We start from the raw sequence: 25,763 nt of genomic DNA on the forward strand, positions 1-25,763 counted from the left end.
TTTATGGTTTTTTTCTCCAGTCATGTGTGTCTTTCACAGGTGGATCAGGTTCCAGTTCCAAATCAGAAACTTTCGATTTTGTATAATCCTGCCTGCTGGAATAACTTGTAGGTTGGCTCTCCTTGACATTGCCGGAAGCAATTTTATATGTTTCAAATTCTACTTCTTCATGGGCACAGTTTTGAACGACAAAACTTCCGAATAAAATACCTAATAGTGGGATTGATTTTTTCATTTTAATAAAATTTTGTAAATAATTCCCGGCCGGATTATTAAGAATTCTTAGGTCAAAGATAGAGGGAAGAAGTGCCTGATAAAAGGCAATGGGGAGCATATTTTAAAATTAGGACGCGCTTATTCCGATATTAGTGCATCTAAAAAATTCAGGAAACAGGCACTATGTCTTATTGTTTCTTCATTAGGCAGTCAGAATCTTTTATCCACCTAGAAAATGCAGGATTATCTTTCAATTTTTATTTATTTTTGAAGAACACCAATCACATTTTAGGAATGTCAGAAAGAACAATACTTACTTTTTTTCTTTTAATCACCGGAGTGATGTTGCTGTCACAAAAAAATGTCAGCCCATCCTACGCTGAGCTCAGAAAGAAATATGAAAATCTGGAAAAAGAAGACACGGCTGCCCTGCCTTATGTCAGTAATTTTATTCAGAAAGCAAAAAAGGAGAATAATTTTGAAAAACTTTGTTTAGGATACAAAGATGCAGTATTTTTTACCACGGATGCACAGGTGAAGCTTTCCTATGCTGACAGTACCATTGCAGCAGCATTTAAATCAAAAAAAAATGAATTGATCAGCGATGCATTTTTGGGAAAGGGGATTATTTATTATTTCAATTTCAGAAAATTTCAGTTAGCTTCGGATGAATATGTTAAAGCGCATCAATATGCTGTCAAAACTGATGATGAATATCTTCAAAAGAAAATTATTTATCATTTGGGTGTTGTCAAAAGCTATCTTGGATATTACAGCAAGGCATTACAGCTTTTCAACCAGTCCATAGAGTTTAATGAAAATAAAGCAAAAAATGAAACCAATGCCAACCTGCGTTTTAATTATTGCAGGGGCTATCTGAACAGTCTTCATCAGATGGTAATCTGCCATCGGAACCTCAATCAAAATGCAAAAGCCGACAGCTTACTGGACGTAGGTCTGTCAGCCACAAAAAATAAATCAGAATTTACACTTGAGCGCGCTTATTTTCTTAAATGTACAGGAATTATCTTTTATAAAAACAATCAGTACAGCGATGCGCTCTATTATTTAAAAAAGGCTTTGCCGGTCATTGAGCAGAAAAATGATTTTACATGGGCAGCCGTGATTCACTTCTACCTGGGAAATATTTACCTGAAGCATGGGGATGACAGAAAGGGAATTATGGAATTTAAAAAAGTTGATTCTATCTACAACAAGCATCAATTTCTTCTGCCTGAAGCATCAGATAGTTACAGAAGTCTGATTAGGTACTATAAAAATAGACAAAATGAAAAAGAGCAGTTGTACTATACCGATCAGCTCCTTAAGGTGAATGAAGGCATAAGAAGGGACTTTTCATATTTGGCTGAGAAAATCTATGAAGATTTCGAAATAGCGGGACTGGTTAAAGAAAAACATCAATTAGAGAAGTCGATTACTTTACAGAAAATGACCATTTTACTGGTCTTTATCCTTTCTTCAGGTCTTATCCTTTTTCTGATTCGGAGATACCGGAAACGGGAGCAAAATCTGAAGCAGAAGTATGCAGAACTTATTCTCAGACTTAATATAGCACAGAAACCCGAAGAAGTTTTGCCACAGCCACAAGCTCCCTCAAGGAATAAAAATGAGCTGCCCGGTGATCTGGTACGAAGGCTGAAAATTAAGATTCAATATTTTGAAGACCATCATCAGTTTCTTGAAGCCGGACTGACTGTTGTAAAACTTGCGGATCGCTTCAAGACAAATCCAAATTACCTGTCTGCATTTATACATGATTATAAGGGCGCCCACTTCTCAATCTATCTTATGAATTTAAGAATTAGTTACATAACCAATAAGCTAAATTCAGATCCAAATTATCTGAAATTTACGGTGAAAGCTTTGTCTCAAATGTGTGGAATTGCTTCGAGAAATAATTTCGCAACCCATTTTAAGTCTGTCAATGGGATAGGAGTTTCCGACTTTATCAAGATGAAAAGGAAGGATATTAAGGGAGACTTATAGCGAAATGCCACAGGAAGTTTGTAAATTTCTGAAAAAAGGACATGGTAAACAAAACAATTTTAAAAAAGACAGAACAACTTTACGAAAAATTAAAACTTGATCTTGAATACATCGAACTTGAAGAGGAAGATTTCATAAGGATTTCAGAGCTCAGCCTTTTTAAAATCGACGAGGCGGTCAGAGGCTTAAAATCCCTGCTTACTAAATTTGAATTTGAATGTGCAGCAGATGAGATTTATTTTTTCAAAAACCTGAAGCCTCTTTTTATTTCAAAATTCATCTATCATTCCAGGGTTATCGATATTCTGACCTATCTGCCTGCTGCCGGCCTCGAAGCGCAACTTAATTATTACCGGCAGGAAATTGAAAAGCTCACTCTGCATCATGATAATCATATTGAATTTTACAGCTACTACAGAAGAGGTGCTACTTATCTCGATCAAAAATATTTCCTGAGAAGAATGTATGACCTTAAAATGAGTTTACCCTCCGGGCTTTATAATTACGACGAAAACTTTACCACTTCACATGATCATCTCGTTGCACAGATACTTGCGCACAGGGAAACCGAAATTTTTATTAACCTGAAAATAGAAAAATTGCGTCAGTATGGAGATCACAATGCTCAGGCACCTACCACCCTGGTCTGGTCTGAATCCAAAGTGTCGCTGGTTGAGCTTGTATACGGTCTTTTTCAACTGAGCTGTTTCAATGGAGGAAACATTGAACTAAGTGAGGTCATCAGATTTACTGAAAAAACCTTTAATATCGATCTGGGAAATTATCATAAAACCATTTTTGAAATCCGTAACAGAAAACAGGGTCCTACAAAATTTCTGCAGATGGTCAATGACCATCTTGTTCAGCATTTTAATAAAATGGATGATTTTCAATAGATAGTTTATTATTCCAGATATGCTGTAACTTTTGAAAGCAGTTGCGAGATTTTCTCCTGACTGAATACTATTCTGGTACAGTAATTGTGAAGGATAAAAACGCATATATTATTCATCTTTAATATCCTTTCAATCCAAACCCCAGCATTTAAGCTGAGGTTTTTTTTATTTAAAATCCAATAGGATATAACTATAGCTCGAACAATTAAATTGAAACAGAATTAACAATTTGATGTACAGGTATATGTGATACTTGAGGTTGAGAGCATATCATCTGATCCTATTTCAAAATAATTAAATCAAATGCTGCAAATCCGGATCATTTTTAATCCTTTCCAGTTCAAAAGTGATTATGGCCGAAATGTCTGTTTTAATTCTTCGGTAATTTTCATCAATCACCTGTTTCATCTGGTCATTTCCATCGTTATCTACAAAACTTAAAACCTCCGGTATTTTCAGATAGTTTTTTGTTTCCCTTGCAACCAGATCATTATCGACAACAATTTCAGCATGAAACATTTTCTGCTCAATCCTTTCATCAAAATTATCAGAAACTGCTCCGACAAAAACTCCCTGAGTTAAAGTAGATATTTTAGAGGCCGGTATTAAAGTATCCAGCTGTGTCGAGATTGAGGTGGAAGTGTCATTTCTGTTGATCGATATGCTCTGTCTTTTCTGCAGAACTTTTCCAAAGCGTTCTGATAAGCTTTTAGCTGTTTCGCCCACTACCTGTCCGCTAAAAATATTACCGACTGTGTTCTGAATCACTTTACTTTCCTTATCCCCGTAATCTCTGGTCAGCTGTGAAAAATCCTGAAATCCCAGACAGACTGCTACTTTATTGCTTCTTGCTGTGGCAATCAGATTGTCAAGTCCCCGAAAATAAATGGTTGGCAGCTCATCAATGATTACTGAGCTCTTCAGCTGTCCTTTTTTATTGATCAGCTTAACAATTCTTGAGTTGTAAAGACCCAAAGCAGCAGAATAAATATTCTGTCTGTCAGGATTATTTCCCACGCAGAGTATTTTAGGTTCCTTGGGATTGTTTATATCCAGTGAAAAATCATCGCCTGTCATCACCCAGTATAACTGCGGGGAGATCATTCGGGATAAGGGGATTTTAGCGGAAGCAATCTGTCCCTGTAACTGATCCTGTGCTCCACCTTGCCATGCATCCATAAAAGGGGAGAGATAGTTTTCAAGATCAGGGTATGAGGTTAGAATGGTAAAGACATCAGAATATTTTTTATTTAACAGTTCGATGGCGTGTGGAAATGTACAGTACTTTCCATGCTCATAGATCTTCAAAAACCAAATAATCGCAGCGAGTAATATAATCGGGGATTCAACAAAAAAATCACCCTGTTTTTGTATCCAGCTTCTATTCAGATTCAGCATAATGGTATAGGCAGCTTCATAAGCGTCTGAAATATCAGTCATAAAATCTGGATTCAATGGATTGCAACGATGGCTTTTTCTTGGATCATCAAAATTGATTACAAAAAACTTTGGTGGTGTGTTGTACTGAGAAGAGTGCTTTAACAAATGATTGTACGCAATCGTAGAAAGATCATCAAATTTAAAATCATAAATATACATTGAAAAGCCTTTTTCAATATGCTGCCTGATATAATTATTGACAATCGCATAGGATTTACCTGAACCCGGCGTTCCTAAAACAATTGTTGCTCTGAAGGGATTGACAACATTGATATAGCCGTCATTCCATTTTCCTTTATAATAAAATCTGGTGGGAAGATTGACAGAATACTCATTCTGCATCAGTTTGGTTTCCTGCATAAAGCTTTCATTCTCACTGTTAAAAACATCATCCATCAGATTACTTCGCAGCAACCGGCTCATCCAGACTCCTGCAACCATCAGAGAAATATATCCCAATCCCATGGATAGTATATAAAGAATATGACCAATGTTTAGGCCTATATCCAAAAAAGGAAAATTTAAAAAAAAGAGGATAAACCCAATCCCAGCAACAAAATATATTTTTGACCATTTTATCTTTTCATTCTTTACACCTTTTGTTCCAAGGCAGCTTAATGCTAATAGTACGAGTGCAAATATTTTGGAATATAAAAGATTTGAAAACAGACCGGCCTGACGGTCAAAATTGTAAAGTATTTTATTAATCAGATTTAAAGTCCAGCCACGTTCCCAAAAAAAGCCATAACAAAACCAATATAAATGCATCAATACTAATAGAATACTGATGGCTCTCATGAACCCCATTATTTTTGCCAGACTTTTTGCGTCATCTTCTCCCATAAGATTATATAATTATTTGGGAGCGAATGTAAAACGCGATAAGATTGAATCCCTCATTATTGAAATTGCCGTCATTATTAGGCAGCGTTTGTCAATTTTGCAGAAGATATTTTGCACCTCAGCGTTTCTTTTTCCGTCTCTTTCTCATCTGATGCTCAAATTCAAGTTCCTCCTGAACACTGTCATTATCAAATGAAAATAATCCAACTGCTGATTCCATAAAGCTCTCTTCGGATTGACTACCATTTTGATGGTTTTCTAAAAAACCGAAAAGTTGATGTGGTTTTTCTGACAGTGCAACTGACGGTTTATCTGTATGCAGGATTTCATTTTTATCTTTGCGTAATTTTTTATTTTCCGATAGATTTTTATTTTTCCATCTTTCATTTAAACTATTGGAAGAGAATTCTTTCCCCAGACCTGATCCGTTCCATACAGTTTTTGACGTATGGTCAATGAATGTAATTCCATACATCATACCGCTGCTGTTTCTCCGAATGACTGTATTAATTCCCTGTCTGATTAAATTGTTTTTAAAATCATTTTCATTGAATGTCGATTCCAAGGTTTTGGCAATAACCCCCTTTAGATGAGATTTTAAAATGTTATCCTTCAAAGATTCACGACATTTTAGAAAATGTTTTTCCAAAGCTGAAAGTCCGGCATCTCTGCCAAACAGGGATGCCTTAAAAGGATTTCCTGCTTTTTCACCTTCTGCATTCAGCGGAAAGTAGAGTAGGCCACTTTGTAATTTACCTTGAAGTTCACCATCTGCTTTTTCTGTGGTAACATTAAACAGAGAAAGCAACGCATTGTATTCTCCTAAGCTACGAAACCGGTAGTACTTCGGAAGATGACGGATGACGGAGGCGATCTGCTTTTTAACATCGCCAGCTCTGTAATCGACAGGATGAAATGTCAACTCATATTTATCATCTTTCTTCATTATGGCAGGAGCTAATTCGAACTTGTTTTCCAACGCTCTGCATATCTCCATTGATCTTCTTTTCTCAAAGCGATCTGAAATCTTTCTTCCCATCTCATCAACAGCTACTGAAACAATATGAATGTGCGTCCGTTCTATATCCAGATGTTTAAAAACAACATAAGGCTGTTCTCCATATCCCATCTCTTGCATATATTCCTGTGCAAGCCTTACAAAACCTTCATCGCTGATCTTATCTTTTGGATCAGGATTCAATGAGATATGCAGAGTGTATTTTTCTGTATTTCGGTTTGCTGCCAGATAAGAATCAAATGATTGTGCTAATTGAGATACTGAATACTGGCCATCAGTCGTTTCAATCATTTTATTGGTCATTAAAATTTTTCCTTTCTCACTTTCAACCTTCTTATGATTGTAGGCTAGCGCACCATACAGATTACTGCTTCTCCCAATTTTTGCAATCATTTTATGATTCTTTTTTCAGGTGATTTCGATTAAATTCTTCCGTCATCTCAATGATTTTTTTACACAACGCGGCTAACTCGACAGTCTGCTTTTCCAATTTATATAAAAATGCAGCTGCTTTCCGGTCAGAAAACTGTGTATGTAAGAGCTTTACCACCTGATTATAATTGACTCCAACTGCACGAAACTGAGAATAAAAAGAGGTTAACCGCATGTAATAATCTACTGCGCCCTTGTCAATTTTCAACGTTTTAATTTCTTTCGAAAATAATATGGAGACTATAAATTTTGCTTTATTAGAAAGTCCTGACTCTTCAAAAAGCAACATTAAACGGTCATTTTCCTCATCTGTCAGTCTAAAAACGTGGCGATGTGTACTTGGATTGATCTTAGGTTTTCTGCCACCCTTGTTTCTGTACTTGTTATTTTGGTTGGTCATAATGTTGTAAATATTTAATTATAAAAACTTCGACTTCGGAGAATGTTTCCCGCTCCCGGCAGGGCAAGTTGTTTTGAGGCACAAAAAACAGTTATGAGGCACTCAAAACACAACTTGCCGTGTTCCGGTGAACACCCTTATTAATATGTAGATGATTAATGAATAGTAATTCCACATGATCAGAACATTCCCCATTAAATCAAAAATCTCATAAAAATTGAAGTGTGAACATTTACTGGATTTCATGGAGCAAAGTAAGCGCTTGACCAATAAGGTTCGATTGTCTCCATTGGGGACAAACTGTTCTTTGTAGTGACATGAAGCGCCATAGGCTGTGATAATATGCTGTAAGTTTTTTGTTTTGCAGTGTAGTGTTGGCAGGCACACTGACAGTCGTGGATGATCACTCTACTGTTTGTCTGCTTGAAGGATGAAGTTTGTTACAGAGAGAAGGAATGCAGGAAAGCAGGATTGCTGGAAGTCAAGACAGCTCGCATGATGGAATGCCTGAAGTCAAATCAGAAAGACGGAAGCAGATATGATGCTCCGTATATCATGCCGGGTAAACAGGTAGTGTGTGTGAGCGCATTCCTGAAAGAAAGATTGCATCACTGACAACAGTTCTGCAATCCATCGGCTTTGCATATGAGCAGGCTCACAAGCATTAAATCTCATCTGCCCGCAAGAAAGCCGGTCAGAAAGCAGGATTGAAGAGATGGCTGACTGTAGGGCTGAGGGACAGCATTATGAAATTATTTTGGTACTTAAATTTTTAGATATGGATACAAAAAAGAAAACTTTGTTCATTGCATTTTCATCTCAGAAAGGGGGTGTAGGAAAAAGCACATTCACCACTTTGCTGGCAAGTACTTTACATTACAGGATGGGATACAATGTTGCGGTGTTTGACGCAGATTTTCCTCAGTACAGTCTGTCAAAAATGAAATCTCGTGACTTGACAATGGTTATGGAAAATGAGACTTTAAAAAGACAAGCTTACAGGCAGTTTACAGTAATTAATAAAAAAGCCTATCCCATTATTCAGCACAAGGCAGATACGGTTTTGGAGGCTGCGAAAGATTTTATTCAATCTTCGGCGGTATCTCCGGATGTTATTTTTTTCGATCTTCCCGGAACCGTCAATACGTCAGGAATACTGAACGCACTTGCGGGTATGCACCATATCTTTACACCTATAACGGCAGACCGGCTGGTTATGGAGAGTACACTGGTCTTCACACAGTTATTACAGGATGTCGTGATGAAAAAAGGGGAGACCTCTATTGAGACAGTAAACCTCTTCTGGAATCAGGTAGACGGCAGGGAAAACACACCGCTGTACAAAATTTATGAACAACTTATAAAACAATTAGGCCTTAGCCTGATGGCTAGCCGCATCAAAAACAGTACACGGTTTCGGAAAGAAAGTGAGATTGACAGCAAAAATATTTTCCGTTCCACTTTACTTCCACCAGATGAACGACTGATGAAGGTTTGTCAATTAGATTTATTTGTGAAAGAATTCTTAAAAATAATTCAATTGTAAAATGGAAAAGAACTCTAAAAAAAATGTACCGGCTATTGATGAACAAATGATGATGAATATGATGGTCGATGGAGTAAAAAAAGATGGGTTTGAGGTTCCTGAGACCAACAGTCTATCTGAAGCTGACGCTGTAACGAAACTGGCAGCACCGGAAAATAAGCCTTCGCTCAAAGAACGAAATAAATCAAAAAAGCCATCAACTGAAAACTATGGAGACCAGTTTCTAAGCACACATTCCATGGCGAAGCGGGGTGATAAAAGCATCTACATCAGGCAGGAGTATCATGAAAGACTCACGCGTATTGTACAGGTAATCGGCGAAGACAATATTCCCTTATATGCTTATCTGGACAATATCCTTGAACATCATTTTGATCTGTTCGAAAAAGCAATCACTGAAGATTTCAATAATAAATTTAAACCGATTTTTTGATTATGGAAACAGTAATTATTATATGCCTTTTGATTGTCGTTTTCCTGCTCATGCAGGATAAGGCTGCCAATAAAAAAATATTGGACCCAAGTAGTCCCTGTGAAAATAAAAAAAATAAACATCCATCGGTTATGGGAGAGCCAAAGCGACTCATTCTCAATGGAGACCAATCAGATTCCTCAGAGCCTGAAAAAAAATATTCGGAGACAGCATTGGAACGTTTAAACGTCAAAGGCTCAAAAGAGGAAAGATCTGTTCAGATTCCTAATGAAGACCTGGATAAAGTTTTTTCCGGTCCGGTTGATTTGGAAGAGGAGGAAGAGGAATGGAAAAAATACGGATTTACAGTTGATTCCGCTAATTTAGCTCAGGGAGTTACTTTTGAAGAATTCAACGACGCAGGAAGATTGTTGAGAAGTGATCCCCTGCGACCCACTGAAAAAGATGCAGCGGTCCATCTGTTCAGCAAAATTCAGGGCACAGAATTATTTAACCTGCTCGAGAGTTCTATTGAAGGAGTGTCTGTAAAAATAGCAGCACTGCTGGACAACAGCTTCTCTGAGGGGGACATTAAAAAGGATGTGACAGAATTTGATATCAATGAGTTTATATAGCTCAATCTTAACAAAAAGATAACTTTATTTGGCTTTCTTTAGGTTTTTTTTAGTTTTTAATAAGACCTACTTTTGTATCATTCTCAATTTATTTGAGTTTTCATGGTTATTAGTTTTTTACCCGGCATCTGCTGGGTTTTTTTATGCTTCTTAAATTGCTGCATACCTGATTTTATTTTGAGAATGACTTACTGCTGTAGTGTAGTAAAGCAATCCGACGCCAATGTCTCTCAGATCATTCCAGTTTACCAGCATCCTTCAATGCTCCCGATACATTTGTTTCCGAAAGCTGCAGAGTGCAGTTTTCTTGAACTAAAATGTTTCAATTATGAAAAAACAGAAGATTAAAATTCTGATCTGCGGTTTATTTCTTTTTACTGCATCTCAAACAATCGCACAAGGCAACGGCACCGCCGGTATTAACGAAGCCACCCAAATGGTCACTTCCTATTTCGAGCCTGCCACCCAACTCATCTACGCTATCGGAGCAGTCGTCGGACTCATCGGGGGAGTAAAGGTCTACAACAAATTCAGCAGTGGTGATCCCGACACCAGCAAGACTGCAGCCAGCTGGTTCGGAGCATGTATTTTCCTCATCGTAGCCGCTACCATTCTCCGTTCATTCTTCCTTTAAAATATGATCATGAATACCTATCATATCAACAAAGGAATCGGAAGAACGGTTGAGTTCAAAGGACTGAAAGCTCAGTATCTGTTCATCTTTGCTGGTGGACTACTGGGACTTTTAGTGTTGGTCATGATCCTCTACATGGCCGGAGTTAATACCTTCATCTGTTTATCGATTGGAGGAATCAGCAGCAGTCTGCTGGTCTGGCAGACCTTCTCTTTAAACAGAAAATACGGTGAGCACGGACTGATGAAACTCGGTGCGAGGAAAAAACATCCCCGTTACATTATCAGCCGAAAGTCCATCTTCCGGTACATCAGAATTAATTCTAAAAAAGCAACAGCATGAGAAATACATCCAGGGCAGCAACTTTAGAAAGCAAATTTCCATTGCTTGCAGTAGAAGAACACTGTATTATTTCAAAAGATGCTGATGTTACAGTTTGTTTCAAAGTTAGACTGCCGGAGCTCTTTACTGTTGCTTCAGCAGAGTATGAAGCTATCCATTCCGTATGGTTTAAAGCGATTAAGACATTGCCTGATTACAGCATTGTTCACAAGCAGGATTGGTTTATCAAAGAAAATTACACTCCTGACCTGTCAAAAGATGATCAGAGTTTTTTGTCCAAATCCTTCGAAAGACATTTTAATGAAAGACCTTTTCTGAATCATTACTGCTATCTCTTCATCACTAAAACCAGTAAAGAACGAATGAGACTGCAGAGCAATTTCTCATCGCTCTGCAAAGGAAAACTTATCCCAAAAGAGATCAGAGATAAAGAAGTTATTGGAAGATTCATGGAATCAGTCGATCAGTTCGAAAGAATCATAAATGACAGTGGATATGTGGGATTGGAAAGAATGACAGAAGATGAGATTACCGGAACAAAAGATCAGTCAGGATTATTGGAACAGTACCTGACTTTATCCAGAGACCACAATCCATCCCTGCAGGATATTAATCTTGGTGCAGAAGAAATGCGGATCGGCAATAACCGAATCAGTATGCACACGCTTTCTGACACCGATGATCTTCCCGGAACAGTAACTTCTCACATCCGTTATGAAAAATTAAGTACAGACCGCAGCGACTGTCTGCTGTCTTTTGCTGCTCCGGCAGGACTTTTACTCAACTGCAATCACATCTACAACCAATATCTGTTTGTAGACAACAGTGATGATAACCTGAGTAAATTTGAAAAGTCAGCCAAAAATATGCACTCGCTGGCCAGATACAGCAGAGCCAATCAGATCAATAAAGAATGGATTGAGAAATACCTCAATGAAGCACATTCATTTGGTCTGCAATCCATCCGCGCACACTTTAATGTTATGTCATGGTCAGACCATCCTGCTGAATTAAAACAGATCAAAAATGATACAGGAAGTGCACTGGCTTTAATGGAATGCAAACCCCGGCATAATACCACAGATGTTGCCACATTGTTTTGGTCAGGTATTCCCGGAAACGCAGGTGATTTTCCAAGCGAGGAAAGTTTTTACACGTTTATAGAACCCGCCCTCTGTTTCTTCACTGAAGAAACCAATTATCAAAATTCACCATCTCCTTTTGGAATCAAGATGGCTGACCGGTTGACCGGAAAACCAATTCACCTGGATATCTCGGATCTTCCGATGAAGCAGGGAATTATCACCAATAGAAACAAGTTTATTCTTGGCCCATCAGGAAGCGGAAAATCATTTTTTACAAACCATATGGTCAGACAGTATTATGAACAGGGAGCTCATGTACTATTGGTTGATACCGGAAATTCTTACCAGGGTCTTTGTGAATTAATTAAAGGAAAAACAAAAGGGGAGGACGGAGTATATTTTACCTATACAGAGGACAATCCGATTGCTTTTAATCCATTCTATACAGACGATGGCATTTTTGATATTGAGAAAAGAGAAAGTATTAAAACTCTGATTCTCACCTTGTGGAAAAGGGATGATGAAGCACCTGCAAGATCTGAAGAAGTCGCCTTGTCCAATGCTGTCAGCGGATATATTGAGCAGATCAAAAGAGCAGAACAACATCCTTCTTTCAACGGTTTTTATGACTACGTAAAAAATGATTACCAGACAGTATTGGAGCAAAAGAAAGTACGTGAGAAAGATTTCGATATCGCCAACTTCCTGAATGTTCTCGAACCCTATTATAAAGGTGGAGAATACGATTATCTGTTGAATTCAGATCAACAGCTGGATCTGCTGTCCAAACGGTTTATTGTTTTTGAGATCGATGCCATCAAAGATCATAAGATTCTTTTTCCCATCGTGACCATCATTATTATGGAAGTATTCATAAACAAAATGAGACGGTTGAAGGGAATCAGAAAACTTATTCTGATTGAAGAAGCATGGAAAGCCATTGCTAAAGAAGGGATGGCAGAATACATCAAATACCTTTTCAAGACCGTAAGAAAATTCTTTGGTGAAGCCATCGTAGTAACGCAGGAAGTGGATGATATTATTCAGTCACCGATTGTCAAAGAAAGTATCATTAATAATTCAGACTGTAAGATCTTATTGGATCAGCGAAAATACATGAACAAATTTGATGATATTCAGGCAATGCTCGGTCTCACGGACAAAGAAAGAGCTCAGGTTCTGTCGATTAATATGAACAATGATCCGAAAAGACTTTACAAAGAAGTGTGGATCGGATTAGGCGGAACCCATTCTGCAGTCTACGCTACGGAAGTTTCTACAGAGGAATATCTCGCTTACACCACCGAAGAAACCGAAAAGATGGAAGTCATGAAGCTGGCTTCAGAACTTGATGGTAATATAGAACATGCCATCAGGAGGATATCCCTACAAAGGATTAAAAAGACTAAAGACAATATCTGAAAAATAATCAATCAATTAAAATTAAAAGCAATGAAAAATCTAATCATTACAACAGTTTTGGTCGCCACAGCTGCTTCCACAACTTCGGCTCATGCACAATTTGTCGTGACCGATCCTGCGAATCTGGCATCCGGAATTTTGAACTCCGCTAATGAAATTGTGCAGACTTCAAATACAGTTTCCAATGTGGTCAAAAACTTTAATGAAGTGAAAAAAGTTTACGAACAGGGTAAGGAATATTATGACAAACTTAAAGCAGTTAACAATCTGGTCAAGGACGCAAGAAAGGTACAGCAGACGGTTCTGTTAGTGGGTGATGTGTCTGACATGTATGTCAATAATTTCGGAAAGATGCTTAATGACCCGAGCTTTAATACACAGGAACTGACCGCGATTGCCAACGGGTATTCCACATTACTTAACGAAAGCACTGAACTGCTTAAGGAGTTAAAGCAGATTGTCACCTCCACCAATTTGTCCCTGAATGACAAAGAGAGAATGGATGTCATTGACAGGGTTTATAAAGAAGTGAAGGATTATCATAATCTGGTTCGCTACTACACGAACAAAAATATCTCTGTCAGCTATCTTCGGGCTAAAAAGCAGAATAATACCCAAAGGGTTTTAAATCTTTACGGTACGGCAAATCAAAAATACTGGTAAGATGGAAGAGACTAATTTACACGAAGTACTTCGCTCGGTATATGAAGAGATGATGCCGCTTTGCGAAGACATGGCCAATGTGGCAAAAGCTGTTGCCGGATTGGGAGCCTTGTTTTATGTTGCTATTAAAGTCTGGCAGTCTTTAAGCAAAGCCGAACCGATTGACCTCTTTCCCATGCTCAGACCTTTTGCCATTGGAATCTGTATCATGTTCTTCTCAACATTGGTTCTAGGAAGCATTAACGGAGTTTTGAGTCCCATAGTTGAAGGCAGTCATTCCATGCTGGAAGGTCAGGTTTTGGATCTGAACGAATTGCAGCAGAAAAAAGATCTGTTAGAAAGGGAGGCTATGCTTCGCAATCCTGAGATGGCCTATCTGGCATCAGATAAGGAATTTGATAAAAAACTTGAAGAGCTGGGCTGGTCACCATCGGATCTGGTCACGATGTCAGGGATGTATATGGAAAGGCAGATGTTTGAGGTCAAAAAACAGATCAGGGATGGCTTTCGTGAATTTCTGGAGATACTTTTTCAGGCAGCAGCTTTGGTTATTGATACGGTCAGAACCTTCTTTCTAATCGTCCTTTCAATTCTCGGACCTATAGCATTTGCTATCTCGGTTTGGGATGGGTTTCAGTCCACACTGTCCCAGTGGCTCACCAGATATATCAGTGTGTACTTATGGCTTCCTGTTGCAGATATATTCAGTGCAATACTTGCCAAGATCCAGTCACTGATTATCGAAAGAGATATTGAAATGCTTTCCGATCCTGATTTCATTCCTGATACATCCAACACGGTCTATATCATCTTTATGATTATCGGAATCATCGGATACTTTACCGTACCGACGGTAACTGGCTGGGTTATACAGGCTGGAGGTGCAGGCAACTTTACGCGCAATGTCAACCAGACCGCACAGAAATCCGGAAACATTGCCGGTGCCGCCGCAGGTTCAGCAACAGGCAATATTTCAGGAAGATTATTAAAATAATTAAACCAAACAACAATGGAATTTAAAACCTTAAGAAATATAGAAAACAGTTTCAAACAGATCAGGCTTTTTACTTTTGTTTTTGCGCTGTTATGCCTGGTAGTGGTAGGATTGGTCATCTTCAAATCATACCAATTTGCAGAAGAACAGCGACAGAAGATCTACGTTTTGGATAACGGAAAATCGCTGATGGTAGCCTTATCTCAGGATATGTCGATCAACCGTCCTGTAGAAGCAAGGGAGCACGTGAGGCGTTTTCATGAACTCTTCTTTACCGTTGCTCCCGACAAAAATGCAATTGAAAGCAATGTCAAAAGGGCTTTCAATCTGGCTGATCAGTCTGCGTTTAACTATTACAAAGATCTTTCAGAAAAGGGATATTACAACCGGATGATCAGCGGAAATATCCAGCAGAGAATTGAGATTGACAGCGTTGTCGCAGATTTCAACAGCTATCCATATGCTGTTCAAACGTTTGCCAGGCAGTTCATCATCAGATCCAGCAATCTGACCATCAGAAGTCTGATCACCAACTGTTCACTGGTAAACTCGGTAAGATCGGACAGCAATCCTCAGGGATTTACAATTGAAAAATTCAACGTTGTTGAAAATAAAGATGTTGAAACCGTTGACCGTTAAAATCAGGAGCTATGAAAAAGTTTAGAAAAACAGTTGACCAATACATTCGGCAGGCAGAACAAAAGTGGAAAGCTCTGCCGGAAAAACGACAGCGACAGTTCACAAAAGTCTTCCTGGCAGCCTACACATTGCTGACCCTCTGTGTATTTGTACAGATCTGGATGAACGGAGCCAATGGTAAAAACATTCCAATCGGTGGACACATCAACAACATTCCGGCAGGTATTCAACCGATGAATCAGTCCGTGAAAACGACATCTATTACGAACATTCAAAAATGACCAGAATGAAAGATTCAAATACAACTCAGGTAAGAGTTACTGAAGGAGCTTCCGATTCATCATCGAACAATGATGTTCAGGAGAACAGGAGATTACTGCTGGAAAAATTAAAGAAACCGCTCATTTATTTTTTGATGGCTATTGTTTGTTGCGGTTGCCTGTACCTGATTTTTAAACCCAAAGAAAAAATTGTTACGGACGATGTCGGTTTTAATTCAGTCATACCACAGGCTGCTGATGATCTACTCCAATCAGACAAACAGAAAGCGTATGAACAGCAATTGTTGGAAAATAAAAATGAAGAGAAGAGAAATGCACTCACCACCTTGTCAGATTACTGGACTGATCCAGGGACTTTAAAAGATGGAAGCACGGAAAGTTTACATGCTCAATCTCCAACAGATCCAAACCGAAATATTTTACAGGGTGATCAGAACGCCGTCAACAGTTATCGAAATGCACAACAGACATTAGGCTCTTTTTACACTCGGGATGATCAGGAGGTCAGACAGCTGAAAAGAGAGATCACCCGACTTAAAAATGAATCATCACAGAGAGATGCATTGCCTACAGGAACAACAATAAATGATCAGCTTGAACTGATGGAAAAATCGTATCAGATGGCTGCAAAATATCTTCCAACCTCTGCCAGCCAGGAGAAATCAGAACAAAAGCAACTTCCGGAAAAAGATGACGACCAGAAGAAATTACATGTCACCGCTGTCCAGCCTGTCAGCAAGAATATGGTATCAAGTCTTTACCGGGAAGACAGCGACAGTGCTTTTTTAGAAGGATTGCAAAAAAACAGATTTAGTGGGTTGCAGAACTACGATGAGACTAAAGGTTTTCAAAACAGAAACAATATCCGGGCAGTCATCCATGAGACAAAAACCATTATTGGTGAAAGCATGGTCATCTTGAGACTTTCGCAACCGATGATGCTTGCAAAAATGTTGATTCCTGAAGGAACACTTTTAAAAGCATCAGGTAAATTTCAGGTTGGAAGACTGCAACTTAAGATTTCAACAATTGAATACAAAGGGAACATTCAAAATGTTGAAATCAATATCCATGATAATGACGGTCAACCGGGACTTCATATTCCTTATTCGCCGGAACAAAATGCAGTGACTGAGATTTTGGCAAATATGGGACAGACTTCTGGAACAAATATCATGATGACACAATCAGCAGGACAGCAAATTGCCGCAGATCTGACAAAGGGAGTTGTTCAGGGAGTTTCAGGATATTTCCAGAAGAAAGTCAGGCTTCCAAAAGTAACTGTTAAAGCCGGACATCAGGTTTTTCTGGTCTCCAAAAAATAAACACACAAACAAATAACAACAATGAATACAATACTTAAAAAATGGATGATCTTCATCCTTACAGCGATTTCCGCGGGTCAATTCAATGCTCAGGAAATGCCGGAATTTGCTTCACTCAACGAGGCAAAATTAGAACCTTATAAAATGGAAGTCACATATAACAAAACGACCCATTTATTATTTCCTTCACCCATCCGATACGTTGATTTGGGGAGTGAAAATCTCATTGCCAATAAAGCCGAAGATGTAGGAAATGTGCTCCGAATTAAAGCCGGCCTCAGAGATTTTGATGAAGAAACCAATTTTTCAGTCATTACTCAGGATGGTAAATTCTACAGCTTCGATGTATTTTACAGTTCTTATCCTGACACTTTGAATTATGATCTTCTAAAGTTGCAGAGAAAGCATGAAAAAGGCTATGCATCAGAAGTACTGTTTGAAGACCTTAAAGGAAATTCTGCTTCTCTGACAGAACTGTTGATGAAGACATTATACGAAAATTCAAAGAGCACTATCAAACATTTGGCGTCAAAAACTTTTGGAATTCATTTAGTCTTACAGTCTTTGTATGTTTACGAAGGGCAATTTTATTTCGTTGTAAATCTTAAAAACAAGAGTAATCTTCCCTACAAGATCGATTTTGTCAGTTTTAAGATTGTTGATAAGAAAAATCTAAAGAAAACAGTAGTTCAGGATAAAATGCTGACTCCGATTCGTGAATATTTAGTAACTAAGACTATCAATCATCAATCCGATGAAAAGGCGGTTTATCTTTTAGATCAGTTTACATTACTGGAAGATCAAATCCTGGAAATTGAAGTTTTTGAAGAAGAGGGTGGAAGGCATCAAAAGATACAGGTTGAAAATGCTGATCTGATGAATGCAAAGCTTGTTAAAGATATCCATTTAAGACTTAAATAAGATGAAAAGGTTTATCATCATCATGGTGTTGCTCATCACTAGCCAAACAATTAGCGCGCAACGAATGCTTCCAAAGCAGAAAGGCATTGAGATCAACTTGGGAAAATTATTTACAGGAAATTTAGATCATTATTTTATCAATGCTGGATTGATTGTTCACTCCAAAAAAGGAAATTACATGCTTTATGCATTGGAATATTCAAGAGAAGATATCCCATACCAGACATCTGAAATACCTGTAGAATCCATTACTGCTGAAGCTGCTTATAGCTTCAATTTTATTGCGAACCGAGGGAAAAGTCTGATGGTCAATTTCACTCTAAGTGCTGTCGCAGGGTACGAAATAATCAATCAAGATAACCACTTATTGTATGACGGTTCACTATTGATAAATGATTCATCACTTATATATGGTGCTGGCGGAAAGCTAAGTATCGAATCCTATCTCTCAGATCGTTTCACAATAATTGTGTCTGGCAGAACAAAAGTACTTTGGAATACTTCCCGTAATCAGATCAGACCTTCAGTTGGTATCGGTTTAAGAATAAATTTATAAATCACCTAATCAATATGAAAAATTATATCAAAATAGCAAAACGCTTTGCAGGAATTTTGTACGCAGTTCCCGTTTTAATTTTAACAGAAGCAATACTTTCATCATGTAACAATGATGAACTAGAAATTCGGCAGAACTTTCCATTTGAAATTTCAGTCATGCCTGTTCCGAAAAATATAACAAAGGATGAAACAGTGGAAATCAGGCTCAAAATACTGCCATATGGTAATTTTACTGCAACCCGATACTATTTAAGGTACTTTCAGTTTGACGGATCCGGAGTACTGAAGTATTATCATGAACCACCCTATCTACCCAATGATTTGTATGAGCTCAGTCAGAAAGAGTTTCGCCTGTATTACACATCGTCATCCACGGTGTCTCAGAATTTTAAAATCTGGATTATGGATAGTTTTGGAAATGAGAAAGAAGTGGAATTTCAATTTGATCATAAGGATTAAAGAAGGAGAGAGAGATTGGCATTTAATGTCAATCTTTTCTTTATAAATACAAGTTTAATTTTCTGGAATAAGCTTATTAGGTTTTTATAATGTGCTTTATTCAGGTCAAAAAAATGAATTGTAACTTATTTTATCAGTCCCATTTGTCTTGTCGTTATCGGATTATGAGAGTATAAGGGCTCATTCTCATAAAAAAAGTTATAATACGGCAAGCGACAGAACTTTGTCTATTGATCAAACTTAACTTAAAAAAACGATCGTATTTGAGACGAAATTGTAATATAAAAGCCGTTTTACAATAGTAAAACAGCTTTTATAATAATTAATAAATATTGTCAATTAACCTCCGACAATAGCACTGGCCATTTGCAATCCTCCGGTGCAAATATTGGCAGCTGTCAGCACTCCAATGGATACAGCTTTTACTTCAGGTTCATTTACATTTACAGCTACGGTATAGGAAAGTCTGCTTATGTAGGAAGTCATATTACCTGTTTCATTGATGATAGCAACACTGCGTGTAGCACTTGCGTCTTCCTTGGACAGTTCATAAAAATGCCAGCATGAGCAGAACAGTGCCGGAAGGACCAGTATGCTGTTTACAACAGCACCCGTCGCCCGCCCGTCGCCGGCTGCCAGTTTATTCATGATTCCCGGAGAGGCCGCAAATTTAGACTGTGCAGGACCACTAAAAATGATTTTGCATAAAATACTGGTAAAAGTAGTCCCGGTATTGATCCATGAAACCACTTCGTTCTTTATAGGCATTTTAGGAACAAGTGTAGAGGTAATTCCGCTTGATCCTGCGCCTAATACGCCCAATACCGCAGAGAAAGTACCGAAAGGGTTATCACCCGTAGGTGCAGCCGCTTCAAACGGAACAATAAATATGGACATCAGGGAAAAGAATCCTGCAAACATATTCCCCGTAATCGATATTACCTTTGAGTTTTCAGGTGATACAGAGAGACCAATGGCATTTATTTCTTTCAAAAGGCCTGCATCGGCATAAAAAATCTGATCAGGGTTTACTGACAGGGATACCGCCATGCTGCCTGATTTTAGGTTTTGCGGATGTGTTGTCAAAACAATTTTCGGAGGATTAAAAGCTTTTTCCAGTTCCGCAAAGCTGGTCGCATTTATAAGGAAGTTTGTAAACTGATCATCCGGAAAAGGTGATGCATTTTTCGCGATTTTGTATACCACGGTAACAGGCACTGCACCCATATAGCAGAGTAGGTCCAACATTGAGAGTTTTGGTACTCCGAAATATTCCAGGATATCGCTTACTACCGGAATATAGATCGGGGTATCAAGAATATCCAGCGCTGAAGCCAGCATTTGTATGATAATATCGAAAAGAACATCAATCACATTTTGCGTGGTTTCCAAAACGCCTGATCCGATGATTGCAATTACCCGTTTCAGGATTTCTTCAAGTGTCAGATTCTGATATTCGGAAGCAAGCTGATCAATTTGATCAAGCACAGCATCGAAAATAACACCTTCCTTTTTAAGGGCATTAAAAAGAAGATCGATGATCGATTGACTGTTTGGTATAGACGGTCCGTTAACTGGGGCAGTCTGAATATGGCCGGCATTATTTTGAAAATGAGACAACAGCAGATTGCCTGGTGCCGTTTCTCCCTTAGCAGGTTGCGAACTGGCATCTGCAGGCGAAGTAGCAGAAGCGCCCAATCCTTTCCAGTCTGTAATGCCTCCCCAGTCATTGATGATTTTTACCAGCTTCTTCATCTCTTGATCGAAAGATCCTTTCAGCTCTGAAACCTGCCCAATCTGATATTGAATATAAAGCTTGCTGAGGTTTTTAAACACTTCTTTGGTACGGGTAATATCTTTCCACTGAAAAAGGAATTCAAGATATTTGATAAGATCTTCTATGGCTGTTTTTATAATTTCATACAGCCAGCGGACAGCTCCTACTACTTTTTCAACACAATCCAGAATACCCTGGTAAATTTTCTCTCCAATTGTTACAATAAAGTGCCATGCACCTGTTGCAGCATCCTGTATGATATTTGCTACATATTTTATACCGCTTGCCAGCCATCTGAAAAGATCTCCGACTTCAGTTATGATGGTATCTCCTATACCTTCCAGATACATCCTGTTGCCATGAGGCATACTTAACAGCAATGATTTTGGCCTGCGCATAAAGTTTTCGGAAACATCATCGTAAGCCTGGGATAATTTGATATTGGCAGATGCTACCTGTTCCAGCCTCTTCTCATCTATATTTCCGTTTACCAGCTTGCGGGCACTTCCATCAGGATTTACAATTACTGCATCTTTCAGTTTGCCTGCAGTATTTAACGATGATATTTTTTCAAAAGGTTTGTTCATCGGGTTAATGACAACGGATGTCCCGGCATTGTCTGAAACCATAATCTGAAGGCCCGTTATGTCATGTATTTCTTCAACAATCGTTATAGCACCTGCTGAATCTGTTTTAATAGGAATCGAATCCCTTGTGATCACATAATACAGGTTATTGATGAGTACAGCCATGCGGGTATTGGAACTGATATTCAATACTGTATCCGGCAGGATTTGATCATTTTTGTCGGTAAGCTGTATACGTGTGGTGTAGGAACTGTACCGCTCGGCTTTTGAATCCACGGGAGTATCCAAAGTAATTTTTTGAAAGTTCCAAATGCTTGTTTCCGGCGACTGTGTCGCTTTTATTAATTCATTTCCTGCCACAGCAAAGAATATATTGGACGAATCGGCAATATTCACTAGTGGAGAAATCTGTTCCACACCTGTCAGTATAGGAACGGGATAAGTCCAGTACTCAGCTTTTGTAACATTCTGTCTGAGGCACGAGGTATAAAATATCTGGTTTGCGCGGTTCCTTCCCCAGATTACATATTTTTCACTGTCTGCAAAAGCAAATACATCTTTTACCCCATCAAACAGGTCATTTTGCATTACGGAAATTCCGGCATCGCCATCTTCCTGCTTATCGGCCGCAAAGTAGTAAAGTGTTTTATCTCCGATTACAAACAGATCTGTCATACTGCTTTTTACATTGACGGCTGCAAGTCCGCTTGCCCCACGGGGTACCTGTAAACGGGTAATGGTAGGTGGAGCCTTACGGTCAAAGGGATTATACATTGGCGCATAAAGCAGCTCCGTGCTTCCATTTATTGATCCGAGAGTATAGATAGCATCAACCCTGTCGCCATCCCTGCGTCCCATTGAACTGCTTACACCTGGATTCATGTCACCGCCCATCGGCAGGTTATTCCAGTATTTGCCGCGTGCTTTTTTAGGATCAATGTAATACCGCTCCAGAAAGTCCGCAGGAGGATTAAAGGTTGATCGCGATATGTCTGCAACAATAAATTCCTCATTCTTTGTCTGGGCAATGTACAGGTTTTTTACATCCAGAGTGATTCCTGATTGGTGTGGATCATCGTACGGCATAATTTCCCAATGAACCGATAGATTATTAATCGCTTCTGCAGCAGAGTTATTGTTGAGCGATATATACAGGTAATCAACTCCTTCTACGGATATGGCGAGCACTAAATCTATTTTCCTGCTGATAAAATTCTGAGAGACCGCAAATGTTTTTGCGTTGACTTTTTTTCCCTCGTGAACGTTACTGAGGCGGCTGCTCAGGTCATACCGCTTCCATCCACTTGATGTACCAGGCGTCTGTTGTGTAAGATAAAATATCTTATCAGTGCCTATTGAAAAAAGAAGAGAATTTCCTTCGTCAGTTTGTAGGGCATGAAATTTTTCCTGAGGTGATACAATTTTTGCCTGTTTGAAATTGACCATTAATTCCGTAGAATAATTTATTTTTTTCTGTGGCATATTAGTAATTTTTATTGTTGGTTTATAATAAGTATGTATAAAATGTTATCGTTTTTAACCATTAAGAAGACTGGAAACGATTGATCAATGTAAGTCACTCCTGTCTGATATTTAAAATCAGAAAGACAGGTTATAATTTAAATATCGTATAATCTTCTTAATGGTGTAAATACCGCCTCGATTGAAAATTGAAACCGATTTATTACCAGTAGTTTTTAAGACCTTTAATTATTCTCCATTTCTGCAATCTGTTTCGACAATTGTGGAATTTTATGCACGAGTAACCTTTCCAGGCTATCGGCACGTCTCAGAAGCAGCGCCGGTTCATTTTTCACTAAAGCTAGCATTTGGGCTACTACTTCACGATCTGTTTTTGGAGATATGTACAAAACATTTGTTACGAGATCCTGGCTGTCCGAAAATTGAGCATTCATAAACGCGTATGTTCTGGAACCCGGGAACGTCCATCCGCTTGAGCTGTTAAGCATATTTTCAATTCTTCTGGAATCTGCAGTCAGGAAATTGTCAAGCCATTTCTTAACAGAATCCCTTACTTGATCCACCATATCGTTTATGGCACCTAAAGTCAGGAACTTGGTCCACCAGCTAGGATCCACATTTTCAGATTCATCAGTAATCACCGGGCCATTTTGGTGTACTGTGATACGGCCATAGGCATCAACACCAATGTCGTAGGAAGTAGTGGAGGTTTTTTTGGCAAAGTTTCCTTCCGTGACCCCACCACATACATTCAGATGCATCCACATTGTTGCTGTAGTCACAATACGAATAGTTGTACCTTCCAGATAAACATCGGACTGAACATTATATTTTGCTTCGAAGTTACCCCAGGTACCGTACACACCGCAATATGTACTGTCGTCACTATATGCCCGTTTATTATAGGTATACGTTAAAACATGTGCACCCCCTGCATTCACAACATTGTACCATTGTGGTACAGTTTCGTTTTTAAACCCCCAACGAATGTCACATTCTATACAATTGATATGAAAATAGGTAGTCGGCTCTTTGGCGATTGTTCCCAATCCAGGGGAAAGGTTATCTCTTAAAAAATCAATGAAGGATGTCCTGTTTACTGCCATAACACCTGCGTACTGAGAGACCTGGTCTTTTTCCACCCAGTTCCATGTAAACTGAACCGGTGCATGCATAGGCCGGTCTTTCGACATGATCAGATAATTCAGGGTATAAGCATTGTGATCTGATGAAGATTTACCATCCGGATCTTTATATGAAGAAATCATAAAGTTCATATCGGTAGGAATCAGGGATACATTTTGGGGAAATGCCTGCTTTGCCACAACGCTGTATCCAAGCATAATACCTCCTTCCTTGCTGATCTGTGCCATATAAGTATTCATAAATACCTGGATAAGGAAAACATAGGCGGTACTGCTTTTATCGAGACCGATGATGTTCACTTTGTCAGAAAGTCCAGCGGCATTGAGATCCAGAAACAGCTGCTGTACACTGAACATATCCATCCCCAGGTTTTTAATTTCATTCTGTGTCTCCTCAGGCAGATTGTGAAAATGATTATTGATATTATCCGTTCTCAAATCCAGGTCTATCGTAAAGGAAAACACCCAAGGCTCCGAAGAATCGTCCTGGTTGAGGTTTACCCAGGTAGCTGGCCCATAAAGCCCAGGCTGCACTACAATAATCTTGAAGGTCCTGGCCACCATGTTGTACGTCACATAAGAGCCTTCCTTGTTAAAGACAATAACAGGTGGTATTTTCTCCAGTGGAAAATCAGGAAGACCCAGTTCCGTATAAAATGCAAACATAAATTTCTGTTCCATCAATTTTACCATTCGAGGATCCGTTACCGGTGTATTTGCGGGTATATCAAAAGGATCAAAACCAATTCTGGCTTTCAGCTCTTCAAAATTTGTCGGGGAGGGGCCGCCCTGCCCATTATTTGCTGAAGGATCGTAAACATAAGCCTGTATAAAAGGTTGGCCTTTGTACTTGGATAGCCACTCCATCATTGTGGCGTTTACTGATGTTTGTGTAGTAGCAACTACCATGTCATATCCATATTTAGGATTCGACAAATCTGATTGTTTCGCACTCATATCTAATTGATTTTATTGGTTTAAAATGAAGGGAAGCTATAAATGTTAAATATCTGTAATCAGTAATTAACTTATTTCTTCTATTACCTGGTTGAAATATTATCCATGTTCCGTGATAGTGTATAAGATTGTATTCTTATTTAACCTCGGCTTTCAGAGACAAATATAAAAAGATGGAAAACGGAACATATCAGTATTTCTACTGAATTTTAAGGATCTTAAGAAATTTTCTAAATTATCTTTAATCGACAGGCAAAAACGTATATGTTTAAGCCCGTCACAAATTAGAGTATGCTTTTTAAGTTATTTACTTATTTGTTCTGCAGATTATGATAATAACAGAGGCTATCTTTGGCGGGGTAGTCCAAAGGGTATTGTTAAAATTAATATAGATTTTTAAGTATAAATACGTGATGAGACAAATTATTGAACCATTTGTTGCATTTAGCAATCACCTTACTTCCGGTTGATAGTGTGAAAGAAAAAAGTTGTTGAAGATCATTTCCATGCTCAAAAAGATGTGGTCAGTATAAATCACACGAAGATTCAGTCAACCTTTCTGGACCTCAATACGTCAATGTTTAAGTGCAATACCAAAATTTATTCTCTGATTCTATATTCTCTGATACTTTGTTCCCTGGTGGTCA

23 protein-coding genes are annotated in these 25,763 nt (G+C 38.6%); 17 read left to right on the forward strand and 6 right to left on the reverse strand.

Annotation, left to right across the window (positions count from 1 at the left end; genetic code table 11):
* Position 1 precedes the first annotated feature (1 nt).
* Entirely contained in the window at positions 2 to 235 is a 234-nt protein-coding gene (locus ASG21_RS07430) for a hypothetical protein (RefSeq protein WP_128414241.1), read from the reverse strand.
* Positions 236 to 510: 275 nt separating this feature from the next.
* Between ASG21_RS07430 and ASG21_RS07435 the strand changes: the two genes are divergently transcribed.
* Both ASG21_RS07435 and ASG21_RS07440 read left to right on the forward strand, forming a co-directional pair.
* The gene (locus ASG21_RS07435) at positions 511 to 2,223 is read left to right on the forward strand and encodes an AraC family transcriptional regulator (RefSeq protein WP_056077725.1); all 1,713 of its coding nucleotides are present in this window, start codon (positions 511 to 513) and stop codon (positions 2,221 to 2,223) included.
* 41 nt (positions 2,224 to 2,264) lie between these two features.
* The gene (locus ASG21_RS07440; RefSeq protein ID WP_056077727.1) at positions 2,265 to 3,119 is read left to right on the forward strand and encodes an RteC domain-containing protein; all 855 of its coding nucleotides are present in this window, start codon (positions 2,265 to 2,267) and stop codon (positions 3,117 to 3,119) included.
* 294 nt (positions 3,120 to 3,413) lie between these two features.
* Here ASG21_RS07440 and mobC read toward each other — a convergent pair whose 3' ends face one another.
* From mobC to mobA, 3 genes are all read right to left on the reverse strand, one after another.
* A complete protein-coding gene (gene mobC / locus ASG21_RS07445; RefSeq protein ID WP_056077730.1) occupies positions 3,414 to 5,402 on the reverse strand; it encodes a conjugal transfer protein MobC in 1,989 nt (662 codons plus the stop codon).
* A 118-nt stretch (positions 5,403 to 5,520) separates the two neighbouring features.
* Positions 5,521 to 6,813: a conjugal transfer protein MobB gene (gene mobB, locus ASG21_RS07450; RefSeq protein ID WP_056077733.1), complete on the reverse strand. Its 1,293-nt coding sequence runs from the start codon at positions 6,811 to 6,813 to the stop codon at positions 5,521 to 5,523.
* A gap of 1 nt (position 6,814) precedes the next feature.
* Positions 6,815 to 7,252, reverse strand: a complete 438-nt coding sequence (mobA, locus tag ASG21_RS07455) for a conjugal transfer protein MobA (RefSeq protein WP_056077735.1) — start codon at positions 7,250 to 7,252, stop codon at positions 6,815 to 6,817.
* A gap of 399 nt (positions 7,253 to 7,651) precedes the next feature.
* On the opposite strand from mobA, the gene ASG21_RS07460 reads away from it, so the two are divergent.
* The 15 genes from ASG21_RS07460 to ASG21_RS07530 all read left to right on the forward strand — a co-directional run bounded on the left by ASG21_RS07460 (position 7,652) and on the right by ASG21_RS07530 (position 19,168).
* Positions 7,652 to 7,867, forward strand: coding sequence for a hypothetical protein (locus tag ASG21_RS07460; protein ID WP_056077738.1), 216 nt, complete (start codon positions 7,652 to 7,654; stop codon positions 7,865 to 7,867).
* A gap of 163 nt (positions 7,868 to 8,030) precedes the next feature.
* Positions 8,031 to 8,798 (forward strand): ParA family protein, encoded by a 768-nt coding sequence (locus ASG21_RS07465; RefSeq protein ID WP_056082231.1) that lies wholly within the window; start codon positions 8,031 to 8,033, stop codon positions 8,796 to 8,798.
* A gap of 1 nt (position 8,799) precedes the next feature.
* The gene (locus tag ASG21_RS07470; RefSeq protein WP_056077743.1) at positions 8,800 to 9,231 is read left to right on the forward strand and encodes a DUF3408 domain-containing protein; all 432 of its coding nucleotides are present in this window, start codon (positions 8,800 to 8,802) and stop codon (positions 9,229 to 9,231) included.
* A gap of 2 nt (positions 9,232 to 9,233) precedes the next feature.
* Positions 9,234 to 9,845, forward strand: coding sequence for a hypothetical protein (locus ASG21_RS07475; RefSeq protein WP_056077745.1), 612 nt, complete (start codon positions 9,234 to 9,236; stop codon positions 9,843 to 9,845).
* Positions 9,846 to 10,173: 328 nt separating this feature from the next.
* Entirely contained in the window at positions 10,174 to 10,479 is a 306-nt protein-coding gene (locus ASG21_RS07480) for a DUF4134 domain-containing protein (RefSeq protein WP_056077749.1), read from the forward strand.
* Positions 10,480 to 10,488: 9 nt separating this feature from the next.
* Positions 10,489 to 10,821, forward strand: coding sequence for a DUF4133 domain-containing protein (locus ASG21_RS07485; RefSeq protein ID WP_056082234.1), 333 nt, complete (start codon positions 10,489 to 10,491; stop codon positions 10,819 to 10,821).
* Positions 10,818 to 13,328 carry a TraG family conjugative transposon ATPase gene (locus ASG21_RS07490; RefSeq protein ID WP_056077752.1) on the forward strand — a complete coding sequence of 837 codons (2,511 nt, stop codon included), beginning with the start codon at positions 10,818 to 10,820 and terminating at the stop codon, positions 13,326 to 13,328. The genes ASG21_RS07485 and ASG21_RS07490 overlap by 4 nt, the downstream gene beginning before the upstream one ends.
* A 30-nt stretch (positions 13,329 to 13,358) precedes the next feature.
* A complete protein-coding gene (locus ASG21_RS07495; protein ID WP_056077755.1) occupies positions 13,359 to 13,991 on the forward strand; it encodes a DUF4141 domain-containing protein in 633 nt (210 codons plus the stop codon).
* Between the two features lies 1 nt (position 13,992).
* Positions 13,993 to 14,985: a conjugative transposon protein TraJ gene (traJ, locus tag ASG21_RS07500; protein ID WP_056077758.1), complete on the forward strand. Its 993-nt coding sequence runs from the start codon at positions 13,993 to 13,995 to the stop codon at positions 14,983 to 14,985.
* Positions 14,986 to 15,000: 15 nt separating this feature from the next.
* Positions 15,001 to 15,624, forward strand: a complete 624-nt coding sequence (traK, locus tag ASG21_RS07505; protein WP_056077761.1) for a conjugative transposon protein TraK — start codon at positions 15,001 to 15,003, stop codon at positions 15,622 to 15,624.
* An 11-nt stretch (positions 15,625 to 15,635) separates the two neighbouring features.
* Positions 15,636 to 15,905 carry a hypothetical protein gene (locus ASG21_RS07510; protein WP_056077764.1) on the forward strand — a complete coding sequence of 90 codons (270 nt, stop codon included), beginning with the start codon at positions 15,636 to 15,638 and terminating at the stop codon, positions 15,903 to 15,905.
* 5 nt (positions 15,906 to 15,910) lie between these two features.
* Positions 15,911 to 17,230, forward strand: coding sequence for a conjugative transposon protein TraM (traM, locus tag ASG21_RS07515; RefSeq protein WP_056082236.1), 1,320 nt, complete (start codon positions 15,911 to 15,913; stop codon positions 17,228 to 17,230).
* A 21-nt stretch (positions 17,231 to 17,251) separates the two neighbouring features.
* Entirely contained in the window at positions 17,252 to 18,151 is a 900-nt protein-coding gene (gene traN / locus ASG21_RS07520; protein WP_056077767.1) for a conjugative transposon protein TraN, read from the forward strand.
* A gap of 64 nt (positions 18,152 to 18,215) precedes the next feature.
* Positions 18,216 to 18,707 carry a conjugal transfer protein TraO gene (locus ASG21_RS07525; RefSeq protein WP_056077772.1) on the forward strand — a complete coding sequence of 164 codons (492 nt, stop codon included), beginning with the start codon at positions 18,216 to 18,218 and terminating at the stop codon, positions 18,705 to 18,707.
* A gap of 14 nt (positions 18,708 to 18,721) precedes the next feature.
* Complete coding sequence (locus ASG21_RS07530) at positions 18,722 to 19,168, forward strand: DUF3872 domain-containing protein (protein WP_056077775.1); 447 nt, start codon at positions 18,722 to 18,724, stop codon at positions 19,166 to 19,168.
* 339 nt (positions 19,169 to 19,507) lie between these two features.
* On the opposite strand, the gene ASG21_RS07535 is transcribed toward ASG21_RS07530, so the two are convergent.
* Together ASG21_RS07535 and ASG21_RS07540 are read right to left on the reverse strand one after the other, a co-directional pair.
* The gene (locus tag ASG21_RS07535; RefSeq protein ID WP_056077779.1) at positions 19,508 to 23,014 is read right to left on the reverse strand and encodes a hypothetical protein; all 3,507 of its coding nucleotides are present in this window, start codon (positions 23,012 to 23,014) and stop codon (positions 19,508 to 19,510) included.
* A gap of 224 nt (positions 23,015 to 23,238) precedes the next feature.
* Positions 23,239 to 25,026 (reverse strand): hypothetical protein, encoded by a 1,788-nt coding sequence (locus tag ASG21_RS07540; RefSeq protein WP_185113718.1) that lies wholly within the window; start codon positions 25,024 to 25,026, stop codon positions 23,239 to 23,241.
* Positions 25,027 to 25,763: the final 737 nt, after the last annotated feature.

The organism is Chryseobacterium sp. Leaf394 (assembly GCF_001424105.1).
GTDB lineage: Bacteria > Bacteroidota > Bacteroidia > Flavobacteriales > Weeksellaceae > Chryseobacterium.

Excerpts from the sequence above, each read along its gene's own strand:
- ASG21_RS07465 (WP_056082231.1), top strand. The coding sequence starts at position 8,031 with ATGGATACAAAAAAGAAAACTTTGTTCATTGCATTTTCATCTCAGAAA.
- traK (WP_056077761.1), top strand. The coding sequence starts at position 15,001 with ATGGAATTTAAAACCTTAAGAAATATAGAAAACAGTTTCAAACAGATC.
- ASG21_RS07480 (WP_056077749.1), top strand. The coding sequence starts at position 10,174 with ATGAAAAAACAGAAGATTAAAATTCTGATCTGCGGTTTATTTCTTTTT.
- ASG21_RS07430 (WP_128414241.1), bottom strand. The coding sequence starts at position 235 with ATGAAAAAATCAATCCCACTATTAGGTATTTTATTCGGAAGTTTTGTC.
- ASG21_RS07495 (WP_056077755.1), top strand. The coding sequence starts at position 13,359 with ATGAAAAATCTAATCATTACAACAGTTTTGGTCGCCACAGCTGCTTCC.
- ASG21_RS07535 (WP_056077779.1), bottom strand. The coding sequence starts at position 23,014 with ATGCCACAGAAAAAAATAAATTATTCTACGGAATTAATGGTCAATTTC.
- mobB (WP_056077733.1), bottom strand. The coding sequence starts at position 6,813 with ATGATTGCAAAAATTGGGAGAAGCAGTAATCTGTATGGTGCGCTAGCC.
- ASG21_RS07460 (WP_056077738.1), top strand. The coding sequence starts at position 7,652 with ATGATCACTCTACTGTTTGTCTGCTTGAAGGATGAAGTTTGTTACAGA.
- mobC (WP_056077730.1), bottom strand. The coding sequence starts at position 5,402 with ATGGGAGAAGATGACGCAAAAAGTCTGGCAAAAATAATGGGGTTCATG.
- ASG21_RS07530 (WP_056077775.1), top strand. The coding sequence starts at position 18,722 with ATGAAAAATTATATCAAAATAGCAAAACGCTTTGCAGGAATTTTGTAC.
- ASG21_RS07540 (WP_185113718.1), bottom strand. The coding sequence starts at position 25,026 with ATGGAGTGGCTATCCAAGTACAAAGGCCAACCTTTTATACAGGCTTAT.
- ASG21_RS07470 (WP_056077743.1), top strand. The coding sequence starts at position 8,800 with ATGGAAAAGAACTCTAAAAAAAATGTACCGGCTATTGATGAACAAATG.
- mobA (WP_056077735.1), bottom strand. The coding sequence starts at position 7,252 with ATGACCAACCAAAATAACAAGTACAGAAACAAGGGTGGCAGAAAACCT.
- ASG21_RS07440 (WP_056077727.1), top strand. The coding sequence starts at position 2,265 with ATGGTAAACAAAACAATTTTAAAAAAGACAGAACAACTTTACGAAAAA.
- traN (WP_056077767.1), top strand. The coding sequence starts at position 17,252 with ATGAATACAATACTTAAAAAATGGATGATCTTCATCCTTACAGCGATT.
- traM (WP_056082236.1), top strand. The coding sequence starts at position 15,911 with ATGAAAGATTCAAATACAACTCAGGTAAGAGTTACTGAAGGAGCTTCC.
- ASG21_RS07490 (WP_056077752.1), top strand. The coding sequence starts at position 10,818 with ATGAGAAATACATCCAGGGCAGCAACTTTAGAAAGCAAATTTCCATTG.
- traJ (WP_056077758.1), top strand. The coding sequence starts at position 13,993 with ATGGAAGAGACTAATTTACACGAAGTACTTCGCTCGGTATATGAAGAG.
- ASG21_RS07435 (WP_056077725.1), top strand. The coding sequence starts at position 511 with ATGTCAGAAAGAACAATACTTACTTTTTTTCTTTTAATCACCGGAGTG.
- ASG21_RS07525 (WP_056077772.1), top strand. The coding sequence starts at position 18,216 with ATGCTTCCAAAGCAGAAAGGCATTGAGATCAACTTGGGAAAATTATTT.
- ASG21_RS07475 (WP_056077745.1), top strand. The coding sequence starts at position 9,234 with ATGGAAACAGTAATTATTATATGCCTTTTGATTGTCGTTTTCCTGCTC.
- ASG21_RS07510 (WP_056077764.1), top strand. The coding sequence starts at position 15,636 with ATGAAAAAGTTTAGAAAAACAGTTGACCAATACATTCGGCAGGCAGAA.
- ASG21_RS07485 (WP_056082234.1), top strand. The coding sequence starts at position 10,489 with ATGAATACCTATCATATCAACAAAGGAATCGGAAGAACGGTTGAGTTC.